The organism is Haloplanus sp. GDY1 (genome assembly GCF_023703775.1).
In the GTDB taxonomy this organism is placed as follows: Archaea; Halobacteriota; Halobacteria; order Halobacteriales; family Haloferacaceae; genus Haloplanus; species Haloplanus halophilus.
On the sequence record NZ_CP098514.1, the window covers coordinates 2518558 to 2536363 of the forward strand.

A 17806-nucleotide genomic window follows, 5' to 3' on the forward strand; every position below is an offset into this window, starting at 1 on the left:
CGGTCCGGTGCGGGCGTCGAAACGCTCGGTCGTCCGTCCCTCGCCCTACCCGAACAGTTCGCGGGCCTCGTCGACGGCCTCGATCAGTCGGTCGATCTCCTCGCGGGTGTTGTAGATGTAGAAGGAGGCCCGCGCGGAGGCGGCGATGCCCAGTTTGTCGTGGAGCGGCTGGGTGCAGTGGTCGCCGGCGCGGATCGCCACGCCGTGGTCGTTGACGATGCTGGAGAGGTCGTGGGCGTGGACGCCGTCGACGTTGAACGAGACGAGTCCGCCGCGGTCGTCGCCCGGCGGGCCGTAGATCTCCACGTCGTCGAACTCGCTCAGGCGGTCGTGGGCGTACTCGGCCAGCAGTTCCTCGTGGGCCTGGACGGCCTCCATGCCGACGTCCTCCAGGTAGTCGACGGCGGCGGCGAAGGCGATGCCCTGGGCGATGGAGGGGGTGCCCGCCTCGAACTTCCAGGGCAGGTCCTCCCAGGTCGCGTCCTCGTAGGTGACCCGGCGGATCATGTCCCCGCCGTAGAGGTAGGGCTGCATCGACTCCAGGAGGTCACGCTTGCCGTACAGCGCGCCGATGCCGGTCGGGCCGCACATCTTGTGGCCCGAGAAGGCGAAGAAGTCCGCGTCCATGGCCTTCACGTCGACGGGGCGGGTGGGCGCGGACTGGGCGCCGTCGACGAAGATCAGGGCGCCGTGGTCGTGGGCCACGTCGGCCAGTTCGGCCACCGGAGTCACGGTCCCGAGGGTGTTCGAGACGTGGACGACCGACACCATCGCCGTCGAGTCGTCGATCAGGTCGGCCGCGTGGTCCATGTCCAGATACCCCTCGTCGTCGACGCGGACGTAGCGCACCTCGGCGCCGGTGCGCTTGGCGATCTGTTGCCACGTCACCAGCGACGCGTGGTGTTCCATCTCCGAGAGGACGACCGAGTCCTCGGGGCCGAGTTCGGCCAGCCCCCAGGCGTAGGCGACGAGGTTCTCGCTCTCGGTGGTGTTTTTCGTGAAGATCAGTTCCTTGCGCCCGTCGGCGCCGACGAAGTCGGCGACGGTGTCGTGGGCCTCCTCGTAGGCTACACTGGCCTCCTGACTCAACTGGTGGATGCCCCGGTGGACGTTGGCGTTGTACCCGCGGTAGTAGTCGCCGATCGTCTCGACCACCTGCTCCGGCGTCTGACTCGTCGCGGCGTTGTCCAGATAGCAAAGCGGCGTGTCGTCGTCGGGCCCCTGACCGGGCGTCTCCACGTCGCCCCCGACCTGCCGGTCGAGGATCGGGAAATCGGCCCGGATGGCCTCCACGTCGATTGGATACGATTCCTGGACTCCCATCGGCCACGGGTACGACCCGGAGGGATAACACCCCTTCGGTGTCTCACCCCCGATGCAACCGGGAGCGGTTACACCACCTCCCCGACACCTTCTTTAGTACTCCCGTCGCTTTATCGTCCATGGAACGCCGAAGGGTCTTGACAGGGTGTGGTGCCCTCGTCACGGGGCTGCTCGCGGGGTGTAGCGGCGGTGGCGGCGAGTCGACGAGTACGCCGACGGCGACGGGGACGGCGGAGCCGACCGCCACGGCGACGGAGACGGCGACGCCGACGGAGACGGCGACGGGGACGGCGGAGCCGACCGCCACGGCGACGCCGGCGGCCGACGGCCCGACACACGGGCTGGACGAATCCTTCACCGTCGGCAGCGGCGAGAACGCCATCGGCTACCGGATCATCGACCTCTACCGGGCGGATCGGATCGGCGGCAGCGCGAACAACTCGACGGCGGACGGCACCTACCTGATCGTCGTGTTGGAGATGACCAACCCGCAGGACGACGCGACGACGTTCCCGCGAAACTCCTTCATCCTCGGCAACGAGGAGCAGATCCGGTACGTCGACGAGAACGCGACGCCGCTCGTCTCCGACGACGACCGCATCAACGTCCAGCCGCTGCTCAACTCGACCGTGCTCGCCGGCAACTCGAAGACCGGCGCCGTCGTGTTCGACCTCGACCCCGACCGATCCTACCGGATCTGGATCAGGCCGAGCGCCGGCGAGGGCGAGACGCACTACGTCGACGTCGGCACCGTCTCGGACGTGCCGGCCCTCGAAAGTTCGCTGACCGGCTAGAGCCAGAGCAGTTGGGCGTGGAGCGCACCGTTCAGGTCGAGGACGCGCTCCTCGTCGACGAGCCCCGCCTCGATGGCGACGGTCACACACCGCTCGCCGACGAGGTTGGCGACCGACGCCCGGGTCAGCGCGTCCACCACGTCGTCGGCGTCGCCCTCCTCGCCGCCGTAGAAGTCCTCGGTCACCGTCAGCGACACCGGCCCGTCGTCGTAGGTTTCGCCGAGGCAGTCCTCGTCACAGACCGCGACCAGGAGCCCCTCGGGGGTGTCGCGCTCGCGGATCAGCATTACCGATCCTCGATCAGTTCGCGCTCGGCCTCCTCGCGCAGTTCCGCCGCCTGTTCCTGGACGCGCTCGGCCTCCTCGCGTTCGCCGATCTCCTCCAGTGCCTGTGCCTTCTCCTCCAGCACCGAGGCGTTGCGCATCCCCAGGCGGATGGCGTTGTCGAAGCAGTCGACGGCGTTCTCGTGCAGGCCCCGTTCCGCGAGGAAGAAGCCGCGGTTGTACCACGCCTGCGCGAACCGGGGGTCGACCTCGACCGCACGCTCGGCGTGTTCCAGCGCCTCCTCGGTTCGCCCCCACTCCCAGAGGGCGTACGCGAGGTTGGTGTGCGCCGAGGCGGCGTGTTCCGACTCCTCGTCGATGGCCAGCGCCTCCTCGTAGGCGCCGACGGCCTCGTCGTACTCCTCCAGTTGGGCGTGGGCCGCGCCCTTGTTCACCCACGCCTCCTGGGCGAGGAGTTCGTCGTCCGCGAACCGCGCCGCCCGCTCGAACGTCTCCGTCGCCTCCTCGAACCGATTGATGCCCATGTATGAGAGCCCCACGTCGACCAGTCGCTCGGCGTCCACCTGGTCGCTGGCGACGTTGCGCTCGTCGAGCATGTCGGTCAGCACCCGCGAGTCCACCGGGTCGACCTCGGCGGGGTCGACCGCTAGCTCCGGCGGGTCGAGCGAGAACTCCTCGTACTCCTCGTCGAACCCCTGCCCCTCCGAGAAGCGGTGGGGTCGCTCGTCGTCCATGGTCTCCGCTTGGGTGTCGGCGCGGTTAAGGTCTGCGTCACGGGCCAGCACTTACGTCCCGCGCGCGCCGAGCCCCACCATGCGCCTGTTCGTCAGCGTCGACGTCGACCCGCTCGCCGACGGGATCGCGGACGCACAGCACCGACTCCCCGACGCCGGCGGTCTCCGGTTCGTCGACCCCGCGGACGCCCACGTCACGCTCAAGTTCCTCGGGGAGGTCGATCCCGACCGGCTGGACGCCCTCGACGCCGCCCTGTCGACCGCCGTCGCCGACGCCGGCGTCGACCCCTTCACCCTCACCCTCGGCGGCTACGGCGTCTTCCCCTCCCTCGAGTACATCAGCGTCGTCTGGGTCGGCGCCCGGAAGGGCGGCCCGGAACTCACCCGCCTCCACGAGGCGGTCGAACGCGAGACGACGGGGCTCGGCTTCGACCCCGCGGACCACGAGTTCACGCCCCACGTCACCCTCGCCCGGATGGACGACGCGCGCGGCAAGGCCGCCGTCCAGCGGGTCGTCCGCGAGGCGGACCCGACCGTCGGCAGCGTCGACGTGCGCGAGGTGCGCCTCACCGAGAGCACGCTCACCGACGACGGCCCCGAGTACGAGACGGTCGAGCGGTACCCGCTGTAGGCGGGTCGACGGTCCGCTGGGGTGTGCGTGCGCGTTCCCCGCCGGCGGACCGGCGGGTCCCAGCGACCGCGCGACAGCCGGCGCCCGTGTCTCGGCGAGGGGGCGCAGCCGTCGTCGTCGCCAGGCCGCCGGCTCCACCCGACGCGTCGCGACCGCCCCGAACCGCCTGATCCTCCCCGTTGGGCGGCAAACGGGGGCAAATCGGTGGCACGACCGGGCGACGTACAAAGGTAAAGTGTCTTCCCCGCGGACACGCTGGTATGGTCGACGAGGACATCGACGACGTGGACAGGGCGATACTGTACGCGTTACAGGAAGACGCCCGGAACATGTCGTCCGGAGACATCGCGGAGCGGACCGGTACCTCGGACAGTACCGTCCGCAAGCGCATCCGGCGACTCGAATCCGACGGCGTCATCAAGGGATACAGCGCCAGCGTCGACTATCAGAAATCGGGCTATCCGCTCCGCATGTTGCTCTACTGCACCGCTGCAATACCGGAACGTGGCGACCTCATCCCCGACATTCTGGAGATCGACGGCGTCGTCTCGGTCCAGGAACTGGTCACCGGCGAACAGAACCTCCTCGTCACTGCCGTCGGCGAGTCTGACAGCGACATCACGTCGGTCGCACAGGCCCTCCTGGACATGGGACTCACCGTCGCCGACGAGGTCCTCGTGCGAACCCACGAGACGACGCCCTTCGGCAAGTTCGACCCCGAGGCTCGTACGGGGGACGAGTAGCGGCCCGCGCCGGGCGACCACCCGTCGGATCGACGAGCCGGCCGGAGTCCCGAGTGGCCATCGGCGAGATGCCTCCGAGCGGCGTCCGGCCACGAACGCGCGCCGGTAGGTCGGAGTCCGCCGATCCGCTCCCGTCACCGGAGGCCACGTTCGCACCGCCGGGCGAAACCATAATGTTCTATAATGGATAAATTACGAACGATTTGTGAACATAGATAGATTTAATGCCCATTCTGTTCTTAGAGATAGGCGTACACGACCAGAAGTGGACTCGGATCTCGGCTCGGTTGCCGGGATGGGTCGTACGATGGACCGAACGATGTCAGGAAACAGTTCGAAACCGACGGTCGGAGCGCTCCCGGACACGACGGCGGAATCGCCGTCCGTACCCGCTGTATTGACGTGGCTCGTGTGGTCGCTGTTCGCGGCGAGTATCGCCGCCCTCGTCGTCCGAATCCGGATCGGTGGCGGGTGGGAGGTCCCCGGCGTGATCGCCGTCGACGGACTGACCGTGCTGATGTGGGCCGTGGTCACGTTCTTCAGCGGTATCGTCCACAGTTATTCGCGCCGCTACATGGCCGGGAGCACCCACGAAACGAAGTTCTTCGTCACCACGTTCGGCTTCACTGTGGTCGTAATGGGGCTCGTCGCGGCCGACCACCTCGCCCTGTTCGGGCTGCTGTGGCTGGCGATGGGGTTGCTGATGGCGGAACTCGTCGGGACCGTTAGCGGCTGGGACCAGGCACGCGCGGCCGCGGCGGTCGCCCGCAGATACTTCGTCGCCAGCAGCGCGCTCCTCGGTGTCGCACTGGCGGCGCTGTGGTGGGCGACCGGCGCGGCGACCGTCTCCGGAATCGGCGCGGCCGCCGACACGCTCGGTGGGCCGGTGTGGCTGGTCGCCGCCGGCGCGCTCGTGCTCGCGGCGATGATCCAGTCCGCCCTGATCCCGTTTCACAGCTGGCTGCTCTCCTCGATGACCGCACCCACGCCGGCGTCGGCGCTCATGCACGCCGGGTTCGTCAACGCGGGCGGCATCCTGTTGACCCGCTTCGCCCCGGTCGTCACGGTCGACGCGACGCTCATGCTCGCGGTGGTCGCCGCCGGCGCGGCGAGCGCCAGCGGCGGGAAGCTCCTGAAGTCGGTCCAGACCGACATCAAGGGGAAACTCGGCTGTTCGACGGTCGGCCAGATGGGCTTTATGATCATGCAGGCCGGCCTCGGCTTCTTCGGGGCCGCGATCACTCACCTCATCCTGCACGGGTTCTACAAGGCCTACCAGTTCCTCAGCGCGGGCGAGCAGGTCGAACACACGACTCCGAGCGAGACCACCGAGCACACGGTGGGGCGCACGACGAGCGCCGTCGGCGTCGCCGTGGCGCTGTTGACCGGGCTCGCCGGCGGCGTGGTGTTTACGGTGCTGACGGGGAAGGGGACGGACGTCGACGGCGGCCTCCTGTTGACCTTCTTCGTGGTGTTCACCACGCTCCACGCGGCCCGGAGCGCGATCCAGCACACCTCACTTCCGCCGACGGCCCGCTACGCGGCCGTGCCGCTGGCCTTCTTCCCGGCCATCGTCGTCTATGCCGTGGTCTACGAGGGCGTCGCGGGACTCCTGACGGTCAGCACGGCGACGACCGAACTGACCCCGCTCCACGGCGTCATCGCCGTCGGCTTCGTCGCCATCTACGTCGCCATCGAGACCGGCGTCCACGAACACAGCCGGCGGCTCTACGTGGCACTGCTGAACGCGAGCCAACCGTCATCCGACACCCTCTTGACGTCCACGGAGGACTACAATGAGTACTGAATCCGCCATCCGCGACAGCATCGACGACGCGGCGACTACCGTCGGCTCCCTCTGGCCCATCCACTCGTTCGTGACGGCCAACCCCCTCTCCGGGTTCGAGGATCGGCCGTTCGGCGAGGCGGTCCAGCGGGCGACGGCCCTGCTGGGCGGCCGTGGCTACCCCAGCGCCGAGACGTTCGGAACGGCGCTGGAACGGGGCCAGATCGATCCGGAGATCCTCGAGACGGAACTCTCCGAGGCGGGCTACGAGGCCGATCCCGAGACGCTGCTCGAGCGCATGGCCGACGCCGACGACGCCGAGGACGGCGACGCGGACACCGCCGCCGACGGCGTCGACCGGGTGCTGACGAAGTGGCTGTCGGCCTTTCTGGACGAGGGCTCCGCCCACTGGTCGATGCCGAACCGCGAAGCGGGGTTCTACGCCGCGTTCCGCGAGGTGGCCGAATACGACGGCGACATCCCCGACGAGGGGGTCGCTGCCGACCTGCCCGAGGCACCGATCGAGGCCATCGAGGCAGTCCTCACGTCGTACCCGGAGGGCCAGTGGGTGCCCATCCTCGAGGAGCAACTGACCGCGCTCCCGGGCTGGACGGGGCTCGTCAAGCAGCGCGCCGCCGACGAGGGCGCGTGGCAGTCGACGTATCCGATCTCGCTCGAGGGGTACCTCGCGGCGCGTCTGGCACTGCTCGACGCCGTCGAGGCCGACATCGAGCCCTCGAACGACGTCGCCGACCCACACCCGGCCGACGAACTCGCTCGGGCGTTTCTGCGCGCGTGGGAGGCGACCTACCGCGACGACCTCGTCGAGACCGTCGCCGCGGAGAGCCAGTCGATGGCCGACGGCGACGGGTCGGGCCGTCCCGACGCCCAGCTAGTCTTCTGTATCGACACCCGCTCGGAAGTCATCCGCCGTCACCTTGAGGCGACGGGCGACTACGAGACCCACGGATACGCCGGCTTCTTCGGCATTCCCATGGAGTACCAGGGATACGACGCCGACGTGTCGGTCGATGCCTGTCCACCGATCCTCGACCCGCAGCACCACATCACCGACGTCCCGACCGACGACGACACGCAGGCACGCCACGACCGCTGGTCGGGCATCCGCGCGGCCGCCGACGAAGTCATCGAGATGTTGGAGGCCAACGCCGCCACCGCCTACGGCTACGTCGAGACCGCCGGAAGCGGCTACGGCCTCTCGCTCGCGGCCCGGACGCTCGTCCCCGGGTTCGTCTACGACCTGTTCGACGCGGCTGACGGAACCGTGCCCGACGACCACGAGTTCTGTGAGCCGCTGGTCAACCACCAGTACACCTACGCCGGCGACCTGCCGGTGGGGTTGACCACCGAGGAGAAAGTCGAGTACGCCGCCACCGCCTTCGACCTGATGGGGTGGGAACGGTTCGGTCGACTCGTCGTCTTCACGGGCCACGCCAGCGAGACGGCCAACAACCCCTACGACGCGAGCCTGGACTGTGGCGCCTGTGCCGGCAACCCCGGCGGCCCGAATGCCCGCGTCCTCGCGAAGATCTGTAACGACGATGCCGTCAGGGCCGACCTCCGCGACCGTGGCTACGACGTTCCGGAGGACACCGTCTTCCTCGCCGGGCAACACAACACGACGACCGACGAGGTCGAACTGTACGACGGCGACGTCCCCGAGAGCCACGCCGACGAACTCGACCAGTTGCGTGCGGACCTCGCCACCGCCCGCGAGAACGCGGCCGCCGAGCGCGCCGAGGCGATGGGGGCCGACGACTCGGCGGCCGTCGGCGAGACGGAACGCCGCGCTGCCGACTGGGCCGAGACGCGTCCGGAGTGGGGGCTGGCCGGCAACGCCGGCTTCGTCGTCGGCCCCCGCGAACTGACGAGCGACGTCGACCTCGACGGCCGCGCGTTCCTCCACTCGTACGACTGGTCGACCGATCCCGACGGCGACGCGCTCGAAGCGATCTTCACGGGTCCCCTGGTCGTCACCCAGTGGATCAACAGCCAGTACTACTTCTCGACGGTCGACAACGCCGTCTACGGTAGCGGGTCGAAAATCACCCAGAACCCCGTCGGGAACGTCGGCGTCTACCAGGGCAACGGGGGCGACCTGATGACCGGGCTCCCGCTGCAGTCGCTGATGGCCGCCGACGACGAACCGCACCATCAGCCGCTCCGCCTCTCGACGGTCGTCCACGCGCCGGTCGACCGCGTCACCGACGTCCTGGCCGACAACGAGGAACTGACCGAACTGCTGGACAACGGCTGGCTCTCGCTGACGGTCGTCGACCCGACGCAGGACCACCGCGCGTTCCACTACGCGGCGGAACTGGAGTGGACCCCACGGCGGTCCGAAGAGCCCGACGTCCCCCGCGAGGAACCGGTCGCTCCCGCTGTCGCGGACGACTGACCGCACATCCCCGCCCGCCCCGGACGCCCCGCGGCAAGTCCCCATTCCCGTTCCGGCACGGCGGCGACGCGGCCCTCGTGACGTCGGCAGAGCCCCCGTCGTCGGCCGTGACTCACCGCCACCCGCCGATCGCGTGACGCTCCCATCCTAAGACGGCGATCCGTCGGCGGCAGGCGAGCGCTCCGGAGCCGGCCCCTCGGACGAGTTCTCGGAACGATCGGGGAGGCCGCGCCGGCTCCGTCGTTCTGTATCGCGATATAAGATTTATCAGCTTCCGCGATCGATCGCGACGGGGTGGATCGGCACCGGGCGCGTCGTCGCACGAGGTGGGCCTCGCGTCGTCGGACCTCCGCCCCGTCGCACCCTACGGCCGTCCGTCGCCACGCGATAAATCCCATGTGGCGATATCGAATCCGCTGACGCGTCGTCCGGCCGACGCCCGAAAGAACAAGATTTTATGCGGCGACGGGGTAGACGGAACCACTATGGGCAAGAAATCGAAGGCGAAGAAGAAGCGACTCGCCAAGCTGGAGCGACAGAACAGTCGCGTCCCCGCGTGGGTCATGCTCAAGACGGATCGACAGGTCACTCGCAACCCGAAGCGTCGCAACTGGCGCCGGAACGACACGGACGAATAGATGAGCGCCAACGACTTCGAGGAGCGCGTGGTCACCGTCCCGCTTCGCGACGCGCGGGCGGCCCCGTCGAACGAGCGAGCCGACGCCGCGATGAAGCTCGTCCGCGAGCATCTCGCCCAGCACTTCAAGGTCGACGAGAGCGAGGTGCGCCTCGACACCGGCATCAACGAGGCCGTGTGGGCGCAGGGTCGGAACAACCCGCCGAGCAAGCTCCGCGTTCGCGCCGCCCGCTTCGTCGAGGACGGCGAACCGGTCGTCGAAGCAGAGACCGCCGAGTAACGTGTTACGCGCCTCCTTCGCCGGATCGTCGTACGTCGGGGTGTTCGCCCGGGCGACGAACGACTGTCTGCTCGTGCGTCCCGACGCCGACGAGGACACCGTCGCGGACGTGGCGGCGGAACTCGACGTCGAGCCAGTGACGACCACGGTCGGCGGCTCCGGCACCGTCGGTGCCCTCGCCGTCGGGAACGAGTCCGGGCTGCTCGTGACGAGCCGCGCGACCGACCGCGAGATCTCGACCATCGAGGAGGCGACCGGGCTCCCGGTGGCCGAACTCCCCGGTCGGATCAACGCCGCCGGCAACGTCGTCCTCGCGAACGACTACGGCGCGTACGTCCACCCGGATCTGAGCCGGGAGGCGATCCAGACGGTCAAATCCGCGCTCGACGTGCCCGTCGAGCGCGGCGACCTTGCCGACGTGCGCACCGTCGGCACCGCCGCCGTCGCGACCAACGAGGGCGTCCTCTGTCATCCCAAGTCGCGCGAACCGGAACTGGAGGCGATCGAGGAGTGTCTCGACGTGCGGGCCGACATCGGCACCGTCAACTACGGCGCGCCGCTCGTCGGCTCCGGCCTCGTCGCCAACGACGCGGGCTACGTCGTCGGCACCGACACGACGGGTCCGGAACTCGGCCGCATCGAGGAGACCCTCGGCTACATCGAGCGGCAGTAGGAAGATACTTCCCGCTTCCTCACGACCCTTCGGTACATGAGTGAGTTCGTCGTCAGCGGACGCTTTCAGGACCGAACCGGCTACCGGGCGTTCGACAAGGCGGTAGACGCCCCCAACGAGAACGTCGCGCGCGAGCACACCCTCGCGAAACTCGGGAGCGAGCACGGCCTCAAGCGCACGCAGATCGAGATCGAGGAGGTGACCGCGTCATGATGGGCGGCGGTCAGCAGCAACTCCAGCAGCTCTCCCAGGAGCTCGAGGCCATCGACGAGGAGATCGCGGAACTCGAAGGCGAGGTGGAGGACCTCCGCGACCGACAGGACGAGATCGACGAGGCCATCGAGGCCATCGAGACGCTCGACTCCGGGTCGACGGTGCAGGTGCCCCTCGGCGGCGGCGCGTACCTCCGCGCCGAGGTGCAGGACATCGACGAAGTGATCGTCGACCTCGGCGGCGGCTACGCGGCCGAACAGGAGCAGGACGACGCCGTCGACGCCCTCGAACGCAAACAGGACGTGCTCGACGACCGCATCGAGGACGTGGAGGACGAGATCTCCGAACTCGAAGACGAGAGCGACGAGATCGAACAGCAGGCCCAGCAGATGCAACAGCAGATGCAGCAACAGCAGATGCAGCAGATGCAGCAACAGCAGGACGACGAGTAGCGGGCGATGTTCGACGGACTGAAAGACAAGCTGGACAGCTTTCGGAGCGACGTCGAGGAGAGCGCCGAGGACGGGAGCGGGGCCGACCCCGAGGGTGCGGCCGAACCGGAGCCCCCGGACGAGCCGTCGGCCGAGACCGACGGCGTCGAGGACACGGCCGCCGGGGACGCACCCGCCGACGCCGACTCCCCGAGTCGCCTCCAGCGCGCCAAGGCCTTCGCCACCGGCAAGGTCGTCCTCGAGGAGGAGGATCTGGAGGAGCCCCTCTGGAACCTGGAGATGGCGCTGCTGGAGAGCGACGTGGAGATGGGCGTCGCGGAGGCCATCCTCGATCAGATCCGATCGAACCTCGTCGGCGAGACCAAATCCCAGATGGCGAGTACGGGCGACCTGGTCGAGGACGCCCTCCGTGACGCCCTGCTGGAGGTCATCAGCGTCGGCCAGTTCGACTTCGACGAGCGCATCGCCGAGGCGGACAAGCCGGTCACCATCGTCTTCACCGGCGTCAACGGCGTCGGCAAGACGACCACCATCGCCAAGATGGCCCGGTATCTGGAGGAGCGGGGCCACTCCTCGGTGCTCGCCAACGGCGACACCTACCGCGCGGGCGCCAACGAGCAGATCCGCGAACACGCCGAGGCGCTCGGCAAGCGACTCATCGCCCACGAACAGGGCGGCGACCCCGCGGCCGTCATCTACGACGGCGTGGAGTACGCCGAAGCCAACGACGTCGACGTCGTCCTCGGCGACACCGCCGGCCGACTCCACACCTCCAGCGACCTGATGGCCCAACTCGAGAAGATCGACCGCGTGGTCGACCCCGACCTCACGCTGTTCGTCGACGAGTCCGTCGCCGGTCAGGACGCCGTCGAACGCGCCCAGCAGTTCGACGACGCGGCCGAAATCGACGGCGCGGTGTTGACCAAGGCCGACGCCGACTCGCAGGGCGGTGCCGCCATCTCGGTCGCCTACGTGACCGGCAAGCCCGTCCTCTTTCTCGGCACGGGACAGGGGTACGACGACCTCGACCGGTTCGATCCCGAGTCGCTGGTCGACGACCTCGTCGGGTAGCCGACACGCCTACCCCCGTCCGTCGCCTCCAACCTCCCATGAGCACCGTCGTCGGCGTCGCCTGTGCGGGCGGCGTCGTCCTCGCCGGCGACCGACTCGTCGTGGCCGACGGCCGCGTCCGGAGCCGGTCCCGGCGGCACGTCCTCGACTTCGGGAGCGTCGGCGCCGCCGTCGTCTGCGGCGACGTCGAGGGGTTCGTCGACCGCCTCGACGCCGACGTTCGGTCGTATCGCACGGAGCGCGGCGACCTGCGGGTCGACGCGTTCGCCCGCCTCGCCGCCGACGCCGCCGACGCGTTCGGGGCCTCCGTTCTCGTGGCCGCGCGCGACGCCGACGGGACGCCGGCCCTCCGGTCGGTGGCTCCTGACGGCAGCGTCACCGAGGACCGGCTCGCGGCGTTCGGCAGCGGCGCGGCCGTCGCCCTCGGCGGCCTCGAAGCCGGCCACGATCCCGAGGCGTCGCTCGACGATGCGGCGGCGCTCGCCGGCGACGCCATCGCGGCCGCCGCCGAACGCGACGCTGGCACCGGCGCCGACGTCGATACCTACCGGCTGTCGGCCTGCTCCGATCCGCCCGCCCGCGCCTCCAGGTAGCGGTCGATGATCTCGCTTTTGTGGTGGTGGTCGTGCAGGTGTTCGCGGAGGTGGTTTCGGGTCTTGCACTCGTAGTCACAGATCGGACAGACGAACGTCTCGGCCATGGCGGGTGTAGCCCGGTCGCGAGCAAAAGGCTCTCGCCGGAACGGCCACCAGAGCTATGCGCGCCGGCGGCCATTCCCGACGCATGTCGGGGGATCGAGAGCCGTCCGCGCCCGCCGAGGCCGGGGAGGCGGACGCCGGCGACGACGACCCCTCGTCGGCGGCCAGTTCCTGGGGCCGGCGCGACGTCGCGCTGGCGGGGCTGGTCGCCGTGGTGGTCGTCGTCGCCGGCGCCCTCCTCGTGGGATCCGCCGGCGAGACGTCCACCCCGGACGCGACCGGCGACGGCGCCGCCGCGGTGACCGCGACCCCGACGCCCGCGGCGACCGGAACCGCCGAGACGACACCGGACGTCGCCATGCGGGTCCGCTCGATAGCGGCCTGCGGGTCGCGATGCCGGACCGTCACCATCGCCCTGACGAACCGCGGCGACGACGCCGCCCGCTCCGTGCGCGTCTCGACCGTCATCACGACCGACGGGAGCTTCGTCTGGGAGGGGGCGTCGGACGTGGGTCGACTGGACGCGGGGGAGACGGTCACGCGGACGCGGACGGTCCGCGTCGGCTACGTCGACGCCGCGCGCATCGAGTCGAACGGGGGGCGGATCCGGATCGAGACGACCGTCCGGACGGCGGACGGAACCCGCACGTTCACCGAGCGCCGGACGGTCTCCTGACCCCCGGGCCGCCGCCGGGATTCGAAATCCTTTTGCCGGTTATCCCCCTCGTCGGAACTGCGCCGCCTTAGCTCAGACTGGGAGAGCACTCGACTGAAGATCGAGCTGTCCCCCGTTCAAATCGGGGAGGCGGCATTCCACTTTTTGCTGCGTCGGGTGTCCTCGCTCACTTCGTTCGCTGCGGGCACCGCTCCTTGCAAAAACGTGGGGAAAAACCCCTGCTGGCTCACTTCGTTCGCCAGCAGTGAAACCGCGCCTCGCTCCGCTCGGCGCGGTAGAGCCGGTCGTCCGCGGACACGACTGGGGAGGGTTTCCACGGAGCGGAGGGATCAACAGGGTATTCCCTCTCGCTGGATCAGACGGAACACGACCATCGTCGGTCGGACGCTCTTACGATGAACGACGAACGTTCCCTCTCCGAGCGGATCGAGGCGGTATCGGACGCGGAAGCGGACGGCGAACAGTTGGTCACGGTGTCGGTTCGGCCCGAGGAGTCGGTCGAGGAGACGCGGCGCCGGGTCGAGGCCGAGGTGGCCGAGGCGGAGTACCTCGACGTCGACGAGGAGGTTCGACGGCCGCTGAAACGCGCGATGGAGGAGGCAAAGCGTGTCCTCAACGAGTACGACGAGACGCCCGCGAACGGCCTCGCCGTCTACACCGGCGTCGTCGGTGCCGACCTCGTCACCTACGTGTTCGACGACCTCCCGGATCCGGTCGCGGCGTCCGTCTACGAACACGCCAACGAGTTCGACACGGACCCGCTGGCGCCCAGCGTCCCGGGGACGGACGCCTACGGACTGCTGGTCGTCGGTCGCGAGGCGGCGGTCCTGGGTCGGTACGACGGCACGGACATCGACGTCGTCGAAACCGTCGAGAGCGACGTCCCGAGCAAGCAGGCGGCGACGGGACGAAACGAGGATCGCTTCGAGGGGCGGAGCGACGAGCGCCGGAAGGAGTTCTTCGACGCCGTCGGTGACGCCGCCGGGCGCGCGTTCCTGGATGCCGCGGCGACCGGGGACGTCGACCGGGAGCCCTCCGTGTCGGGGCTGGTGCTGGGCGGCAGCGAGGTGATCGTCGAGACGTTCCGCGACGGGGATCACCTGCCCGAGCCTCTGGCCGACGCCCTCGTCGGCCCGTTCGACGTGGAGTACGCCACCGAGACCGGCCTCCGGGAACTGGTCGACGCCGCGGAGGGCGCCGGTGCGTTCGAGGCGACCGACGCCCGCGACGCGCTCGACCGGTTCTTCGACGCGCTCGACGGCGACGAGCCGGCGGTCGGCGGGCGCGAGGACGTCGACCGGGCGCTGGAACGCGACGCGGTCGAGACGCTGCTCCTCCTCGATTCGCTCCCTCCCGAGGACGCTCAGGCCCTCGAAGAGCGGGCGGCGGAGGCGGGAAGCGACGTCGTCGTCGTCCCCTCGGACCTCGACCGCGCCGAACGGGTCGACGAGGCGTTCGACGGCGTGGGCGCGCTCCTCCGGTTCCCGATGGAGTGATCGCGGTCCGTGGGCGGTCCGCCCTCGCGTCCGCCGACCGCGCCGCGTCGTGATTGGCGGCGGGCGGCCCTCACATCCCGTCGTAGAGGTCCTGCAGGTCGTCCCGGAGGTAGACGATGTCGTCGTAGCGGTCGTCCCTGTCCTTCGCGAGTGCCGTCATGACGACGTCGTCCAGCGCTTCGGGGACGTCGGCCACCGCGCTCGGCGGCGGCGGACTGTCGTCGAGGACGGCGCGCATCACTGCCGTCGAGTCGCCCTCGAAGGGCGGCCGGCCCGTGAACAGGTCGTAGAACACGGCGCCGAGTTGGTAGACGTCGGTCAGGTCGTCGGTCGGGCCGTAGGCGTCGTCGAACTGCTCCGGTGCGGCGTAGTGAGGCGACAGCCCGTCGACGCTCTCCGGACGGTCGAGCAGGTGTTTCGAGAGCCCCCAGTCGGCCACCTTGGGGACGTCCCAGGCGCCGTCGACGGAGCGAAAGAGGACGTTCTCGGGTTTCAGGTCGAGGTGTGCGACGCCGCGACGGTGGGCGTGTCGAACGCCGGTCGTGACCGCGAGCGCGGTCCAGAGCGCCTGTGCCGTCCCCAGCCGCCCCGCGCGCTCGCCGAGATGCCCGCCGTCCATGTACTCCATGGCGATCCAGGGGAGGGGTTCGGCGCCGTAGTCGACGACGCCGACCACGTGGTCGTGGTCGTCGAGTTTGTCCCACGTCTCCGCCTCCCGCAGGAGACGGTCCACCGCGTCCGCGTGCAGGGTCCCCGAGAGCCGGGGTTTCTTGATCGCCAGCGGAACGTCGCCGGTCCGGGCGGGCAGCGTCGCCAGCGTCACGTCGGCGTTCCCGCCGCCGCCGATGGGTCGCTCGTCGGTCAGGTCGGCGTAGTCGACGGACACGTCGGGCGCGCGGGGGATCCGGTCGGGCGGTCGCCCCTCGCCGGTGGCGGTCGGTTTCCCCTCCCGTCCCGTCGGCTCGTGAGGGGGACGCGACGGGTCCCCGGTTTCCGGACCGCCTCGGGTTCCGGACGGGCCGCCCTCGGCGGCGTCCTGGGCCGCGCCCGCGTTCGACGCGGAGGTCGACTGTTCGTCCGGAGCCGCCCCCTCTGACCGGCGCCGCGTCCGGTAGGCACCGACCCCGAAGCCGAGGCCGAGGCTCAGGACGCCAATGAGAATCGCGTAGAGGAGGACGGTCCGCGGGTCCGGCCCGACGCGTGCCACCTGTAGCGGCGCGTCGGCCGGGACGGCGGCCGCGACCACCGTTTCGACCGCGTTCGTGACGGGAGGCGAAGTCTGCATCCGCTCAGCCCCCGAACCTGAGACCGAGCAAGTATCCGACGAGCAGTCCCACGACGCCGATCAGTCCCCAGATCGTAACGGCCACGGACTGCTGCACTCCGACGCTCCCTTGCAACGCGACCTCGACCATCGTTCGTCTACCCGTGGTGAGGGTTCCCCCATAAAGGTGGGTCCGATCGGAGGCGCGGCGATCGGGTGGCGCCGAGGCGCCGGCGCGTGCGCTCTCAGCGCCCCGTCGCCGTCCGGGCCGCGGCCAGCCACTCGGGATCCTCGACGGTCGTCGATCCGACGCCCGCGAGCGTGTACTCCCACTCGCCGCTCACGGCCTCGCCCTCGGCGGTCCGTCCCGCGACCGACCACGACTCGTACCGCGCGAGGCCGTCCGCGTCGACGAGGACGACGTACCGGAAGTCGGTGACCTCGGCGGCGCCGGGCGATCCGGCCGTCGTCGATCCGGCTCGGATCAGCGCCGAATCCGCCCCCGAGAGTTCGTAGCGCGTGACGGTCACGCCGTCGAACCGCTCGGTCCCCCGGTCGACCAGGCCGTCGGTGGCGCCGTAGGTGCGCGCCTGCGAGTGGGCGAGGGCGCTACCGAGCGCGTCGCTTCCTCCCTCGTAGGCGACGTACGTCGTCGCCGTCGCCGGTCCAGCGCGCACGTAGGTGACGCCGTCGGCGACGAACTGCTCGCTCGACCCGGCGTCGCTCACCCCGTCGCGACTCGACGACGTGACCGTGAGCGAGCGCCCGGCGTTCAGGTCCGCGTAGTACTCGTACCGGACTTCGGAGCGGGTCCCGCTCGCGTCGACCCCGGCGTATCGCCAGGTGACCGTGAAGCTCCCGGCCTCGCGCAGGGCGGCCTCGGGGTCGGTCAGCGCGGGACCGTCCTCGGCCGGGCCGCCCGCGGCGGCACCGGAAGCCTCCTCGGCTTCGGCGACGGCCTCGGCCGCGCCGCCGCCGAGACAGCCGGCGGTCACCGTCAGCACGACGAACAGGAGTGTCAGCACGCGACTCGACGTCATGCCCGGACTACGTCGGGCGAGGAGATAAAGTATAACCCGGCCGTCACGACGTGACACGGCCGCCGTCCGCCGCCCGCTCAGTCCAGTCGCCGTGCCGACTCGAACCGGTCGTCGGTCAGGTACACCGCCCCGTCGCGGACGACCACGTCGATGGGGTCGAGCGTCCGGCCGCGCGGCGGGCCGCGGGTGCAGTAGCCGTCGTCGCAGTCGAAGCGGGCCCCGTGTTCGTGACAGACGAGCTGGTCGCCGTCGATCAGGGCGCCCAGCCCCCGGTCGAGTTTCACGTCCGGCTCGTGCGGACAGGAGTTCCGGTAGGCGACCACGCCGTCGTCGCGCAGCAGGACTCCCTCGATACGTCGGCCGTCCGCGACTGCCTCGAACCGGAACGTGCCGCGGTCGGGAACGTCCGCGACCGGGACGATGCGCCGGTCCTCGGCCGCGTCGACGTCGCTTTCCATACCGGTCCTGGGCGCCGACGCCGAAAAGACCTGTCGAGACGCGGTCGAGACTGAAATCCGCGTCTGAGTCTCTGATGGATTTATGTTTCGTCCCCCGGTAGTACCGTTCGCCGACGCCGCCCTCACTCCCCGTG

22 protein-coding genes and 1 tRNA gene are annotated in these 17806 nt (G+C 69.8%); 15 read left to right on the forward strand and 8 right to left on the reverse strand.

Annotated elements, in window-relative coordinates; genetic code table 11:
* Window positions 1-45: 45 nt before the first annotated feature.
* Window positions 46-1323, reverse strand: a complete 1278-nt coding sequence (sufS, locus tag NBT67_RS13505) for a bifunctional cysteine desulfurase/selenocysteine lyase SufS (RefSeq protein ID WP_251342289.1) — start codon at window positions 1321-1323, stop codon at window positions 46-48.
* Between the two features lie 119 nt (window positions 1324-1442).
* On the opposite strand from sufS, the gene NBT67_RS13510 reads away from it, so the two are divergent.
* Entirely contained in the window at window positions 1443-2117 is a 675-nt protein-coding gene (locus tag NBT67_RS13510) for a DUF4352 domain-containing protein (protein ID WP_251342290.1), read from the forward strand.
* Here NBT67_RS13510 and NBT67_RS13515 read toward each other — a convergent pair.
* Both NBT67_RS13515 and NBT67_RS13520 read right to left on the reverse strand, forming a co-directional pair.
* Window positions 2114-2404 (reverse strand): DUF424 domain-containing protein, encoded by a 291-nt coding sequence (locus NBT67_RS13515; RefSeq protein WP_251342291.1) that lies wholly within the window; start codon window positions 2402-2404, stop codon window positions 2114-2116. The genes NBT67_RS13510 and NBT67_RS13515 overlap by 4 nt on opposite strands.
* The gene (locus NBT67_RS13520) at window positions 2404-3135 is read right to left on the reverse strand and encodes a tetratricopeptide repeat protein (RefSeq protein WP_251342292.1); all 732 of its coding nucleotides are present in this window, start codon (window positions 3133-3135) and stop codon (window positions 2404-2406) included. The genes NBT67_RS13515 and NBT67_RS13520 overlap by 1 nt, the downstream gene beginning before the upstream one ends.
* Window positions 3136-3214: 79 nt before the next feature.
* Between NBT67_RS13520 and thpR the strand changes: the two genes are divergently transcribed.
* The 11 genes from thpR (at window position 3215) to NBT67_RS13575 (ending at window position 12633) form a co-directional block, all read left to right on the forward strand.
* Window positions 3215-3766 (forward strand): RNA 2',3'-cyclic phosphodiesterase, encoded by a 552-nt coding sequence (thpR, locus tag NBT67_RS13525; protein ID WP_251342293.1) that lies wholly within the window; start codon window positions 3215-3217, stop codon window positions 3764-3766.
* Between the two features lie 260 nt (window positions 3767-4026).
* On the forward strand, window positions 4027-4509 hold the full coding sequence (locus tag NBT67_RS13530) for an Lrp/AsnC family transcriptional regulator (RefSeq protein WP_251342294.1): 483 nt from the start codon (window positions 4027-4029) through the stop codon (window positions 4507-4509).
* Between the two features lie 319 nt (window positions 4510-4828).
* Window positions 4829-6316, forward strand: a complete 1488-nt coding sequence (locus NBT67_RS13535; protein WP_251342295.1) for a proton-conducting transporter transmembrane domain-containing protein — start codon at window positions 4829-4831, stop codon at window positions 6314-6316.
* Window positions 6306-8714 carry a DUF2309 domain-containing protein gene (locus tag NBT67_RS13540; RefSeq protein WP_251342296.1) on the forward strand — a complete coding sequence of 803 codons (2409 nt, stop codon included), beginning with the start codon at window positions 6306-6308 and terminating at the stop codon, window positions 8712-8714. Before NBT67_RS13535 ends, NBT67_RS13540 begins: the two co-directional genes overlap by 11 nt.
* Before the next feature lie 485 nt (window positions 8715-9199).
* The gene (locus NBT67_RS13545; RefSeq protein WP_121921429.1) at window positions 9200-9352 is read left to right on the forward strand and encodes a 50S ribosomal protein L39e; all 153 of its coding nucleotides are present in this window, start codon (window positions 9200-9202) and stop codon (window positions 9350-9352) included.
* Window positions 9353-9631 (forward strand): 50S ribosomal protein L31e, encoded by a 279-nt coding sequence (locus tag NBT67_RS13550; protein ID WP_251342297.1) that lies wholly within the window; start codon window positions 9353-9355, stop codon window positions 9629-9631.
* Window position 9632: 1 nt separating this feature from the next.
* On the forward strand, window positions 9633-10304 hold the full coding sequence (locus tag NBT67_RS13555; protein ID WP_251342298.1) for a translation initiation factor IF-6: 672 nt from the start codon (window positions 9633-9635) through the stop codon (window positions 10302-10304).
* 36 nt (window positions 10305-10340) lie between these two features.
* Complete coding sequence (rpl18a, locus tag NBT67_RS13560) at window positions 10341-10517, forward strand: 50S ribosomal protein L18Ae (RefSeq protein WP_251342299.1); 177 nt, start codon at window positions 10341-10343, stop codon at window positions 10515-10517.
* On the forward strand, window positions 10517-10969 hold the full coding sequence (gene pfdA / locus NBT67_RS13565) for a prefoldin subunit alpha (RefSeq protein WP_251342300.1): 453 nt from the start codon (window positions 10517-10519) through the stop codon (window positions 10967-10969). The genes rpl18a and pfdA overlap by 1 nt, the downstream gene beginning before the upstream one ends.
* A 6-nt stretch (window positions 10970-10975) precedes the next feature.
* Window positions 10976-12040 (forward strand): signal recognition particle-docking protein FtsY, encoded by a 1065-nt coding sequence (ftsY, locus tag NBT67_RS13570; protein ID WP_251342301.1) that lies wholly within the window; start codon window positions 10976-10978, stop codon window positions 12038-12040.
* Between the two features lie 38 nt (window positions 12041-12078).
* Window positions 12079-12633, forward strand: a complete 555-nt coding sequence (locus NBT67_RS13575; protein ID WP_251342302.1) for an Ntn hydrolase family protein — start codon at window positions 12079-12081, stop codon at window positions 12631-12633.
* Here NBT67_RS13575 and NBT67_RS13580 read toward each other — a convergent pair.
* Complete coding sequence (locus NBT67_RS13580) at window positions 12585-12740, reverse strand: hypothetical protein (protein ID WP_251342303.1); 156 nt, start codon at window positions 12738-12740, stop codon at window positions 12585-12587. The two genes, NBT67_RS13575 and NBT67_RS13580, sit on opposite strands and share 49 nt — an antisense overlap.
* Before the next feature lie 83 nt (window positions 12741-12823).
* Between NBT67_RS13580 and NBT67_RS13585 the strand changes: the two genes are divergently transcribed.
* From NBT67_RS13585 to NBT67_RS13595, 3 genes are all read left to right on the forward strand, one after another.
* Window positions 12824-13414, forward strand: coding sequence for a hypothetical protein (locus NBT67_RS13585; protein WP_251342304.1), 591 nt, complete (start codon window positions 12824-12826; stop codon window positions 13412-13414).
* A 61-nt stretch (window positions 13415-13475) separates the two neighbouring features.
* Window positions 13476-13549: transfer RNA gene (locus NBT67_RS13590), tRNA-Phe, on the forward strand.
* A gap of 260 nt (window positions 13550-13809) precedes the next feature.
* Entirely contained in the window at window positions 13810-14910 is a 1101-nt protein-coding gene (locus NBT67_RS13595; RefSeq protein ID WP_251342305.1) for a baeRF10 domain-containing protein, read from the forward strand.
* Between the two features lie 70 nt (window positions 14911-14980).
* Here NBT67_RS13595 and NBT67_RS13600 read toward each other — a convergent pair whose 3' ends face one another.
* The 4 genes from NBT67_RS13600 to NBT67_RS13610 form a co-directional block, all read right to left on the reverse strand.
* Entirely contained in the window at window positions 14981-16195 is a 1215-nt protein-coding gene (locus NBT67_RS13600; RefSeq protein ID WP_251342306.1) for a serine/threonine-protein kinase, read from the reverse strand.
* A gap of 4 nt (window positions 16196-16199) precedes the next feature.
* The gene (locus NBT67_RS18030) at window positions 16200-16325 is read right to left on the reverse strand and encodes a hypothetical protein (protein ID WP_256474652.1); all 126 of its coding nucleotides are present in this window, start codon (window positions 16323-16325) and stop codon (window positions 16200-16202) included.
* A 94-nt stretch (window positions 16326-16419) separates the two neighbouring features.
* Window positions 16420-17214, reverse strand: a complete 795-nt coding sequence (locus NBT67_RS13605) for a DUF7537 family lipoprotein (RefSeq protein WP_251342307.1) — start codon at window positions 17212-17214, stop codon at window positions 16420-16422.
* 77 nt (window positions 17215-17291) lie between these two features.
* Window positions 17292-17672, reverse strand: a complete 381-nt coding sequence (locus tag NBT67_RS13610; protein ID WP_251342308.1) for a Rieske (2Fe-2S) protein — start codon at window positions 17670-17672, stop codon at window positions 17292-17294.
* Window positions 17673-17806 lie beyond the last annotated feature (134 nt).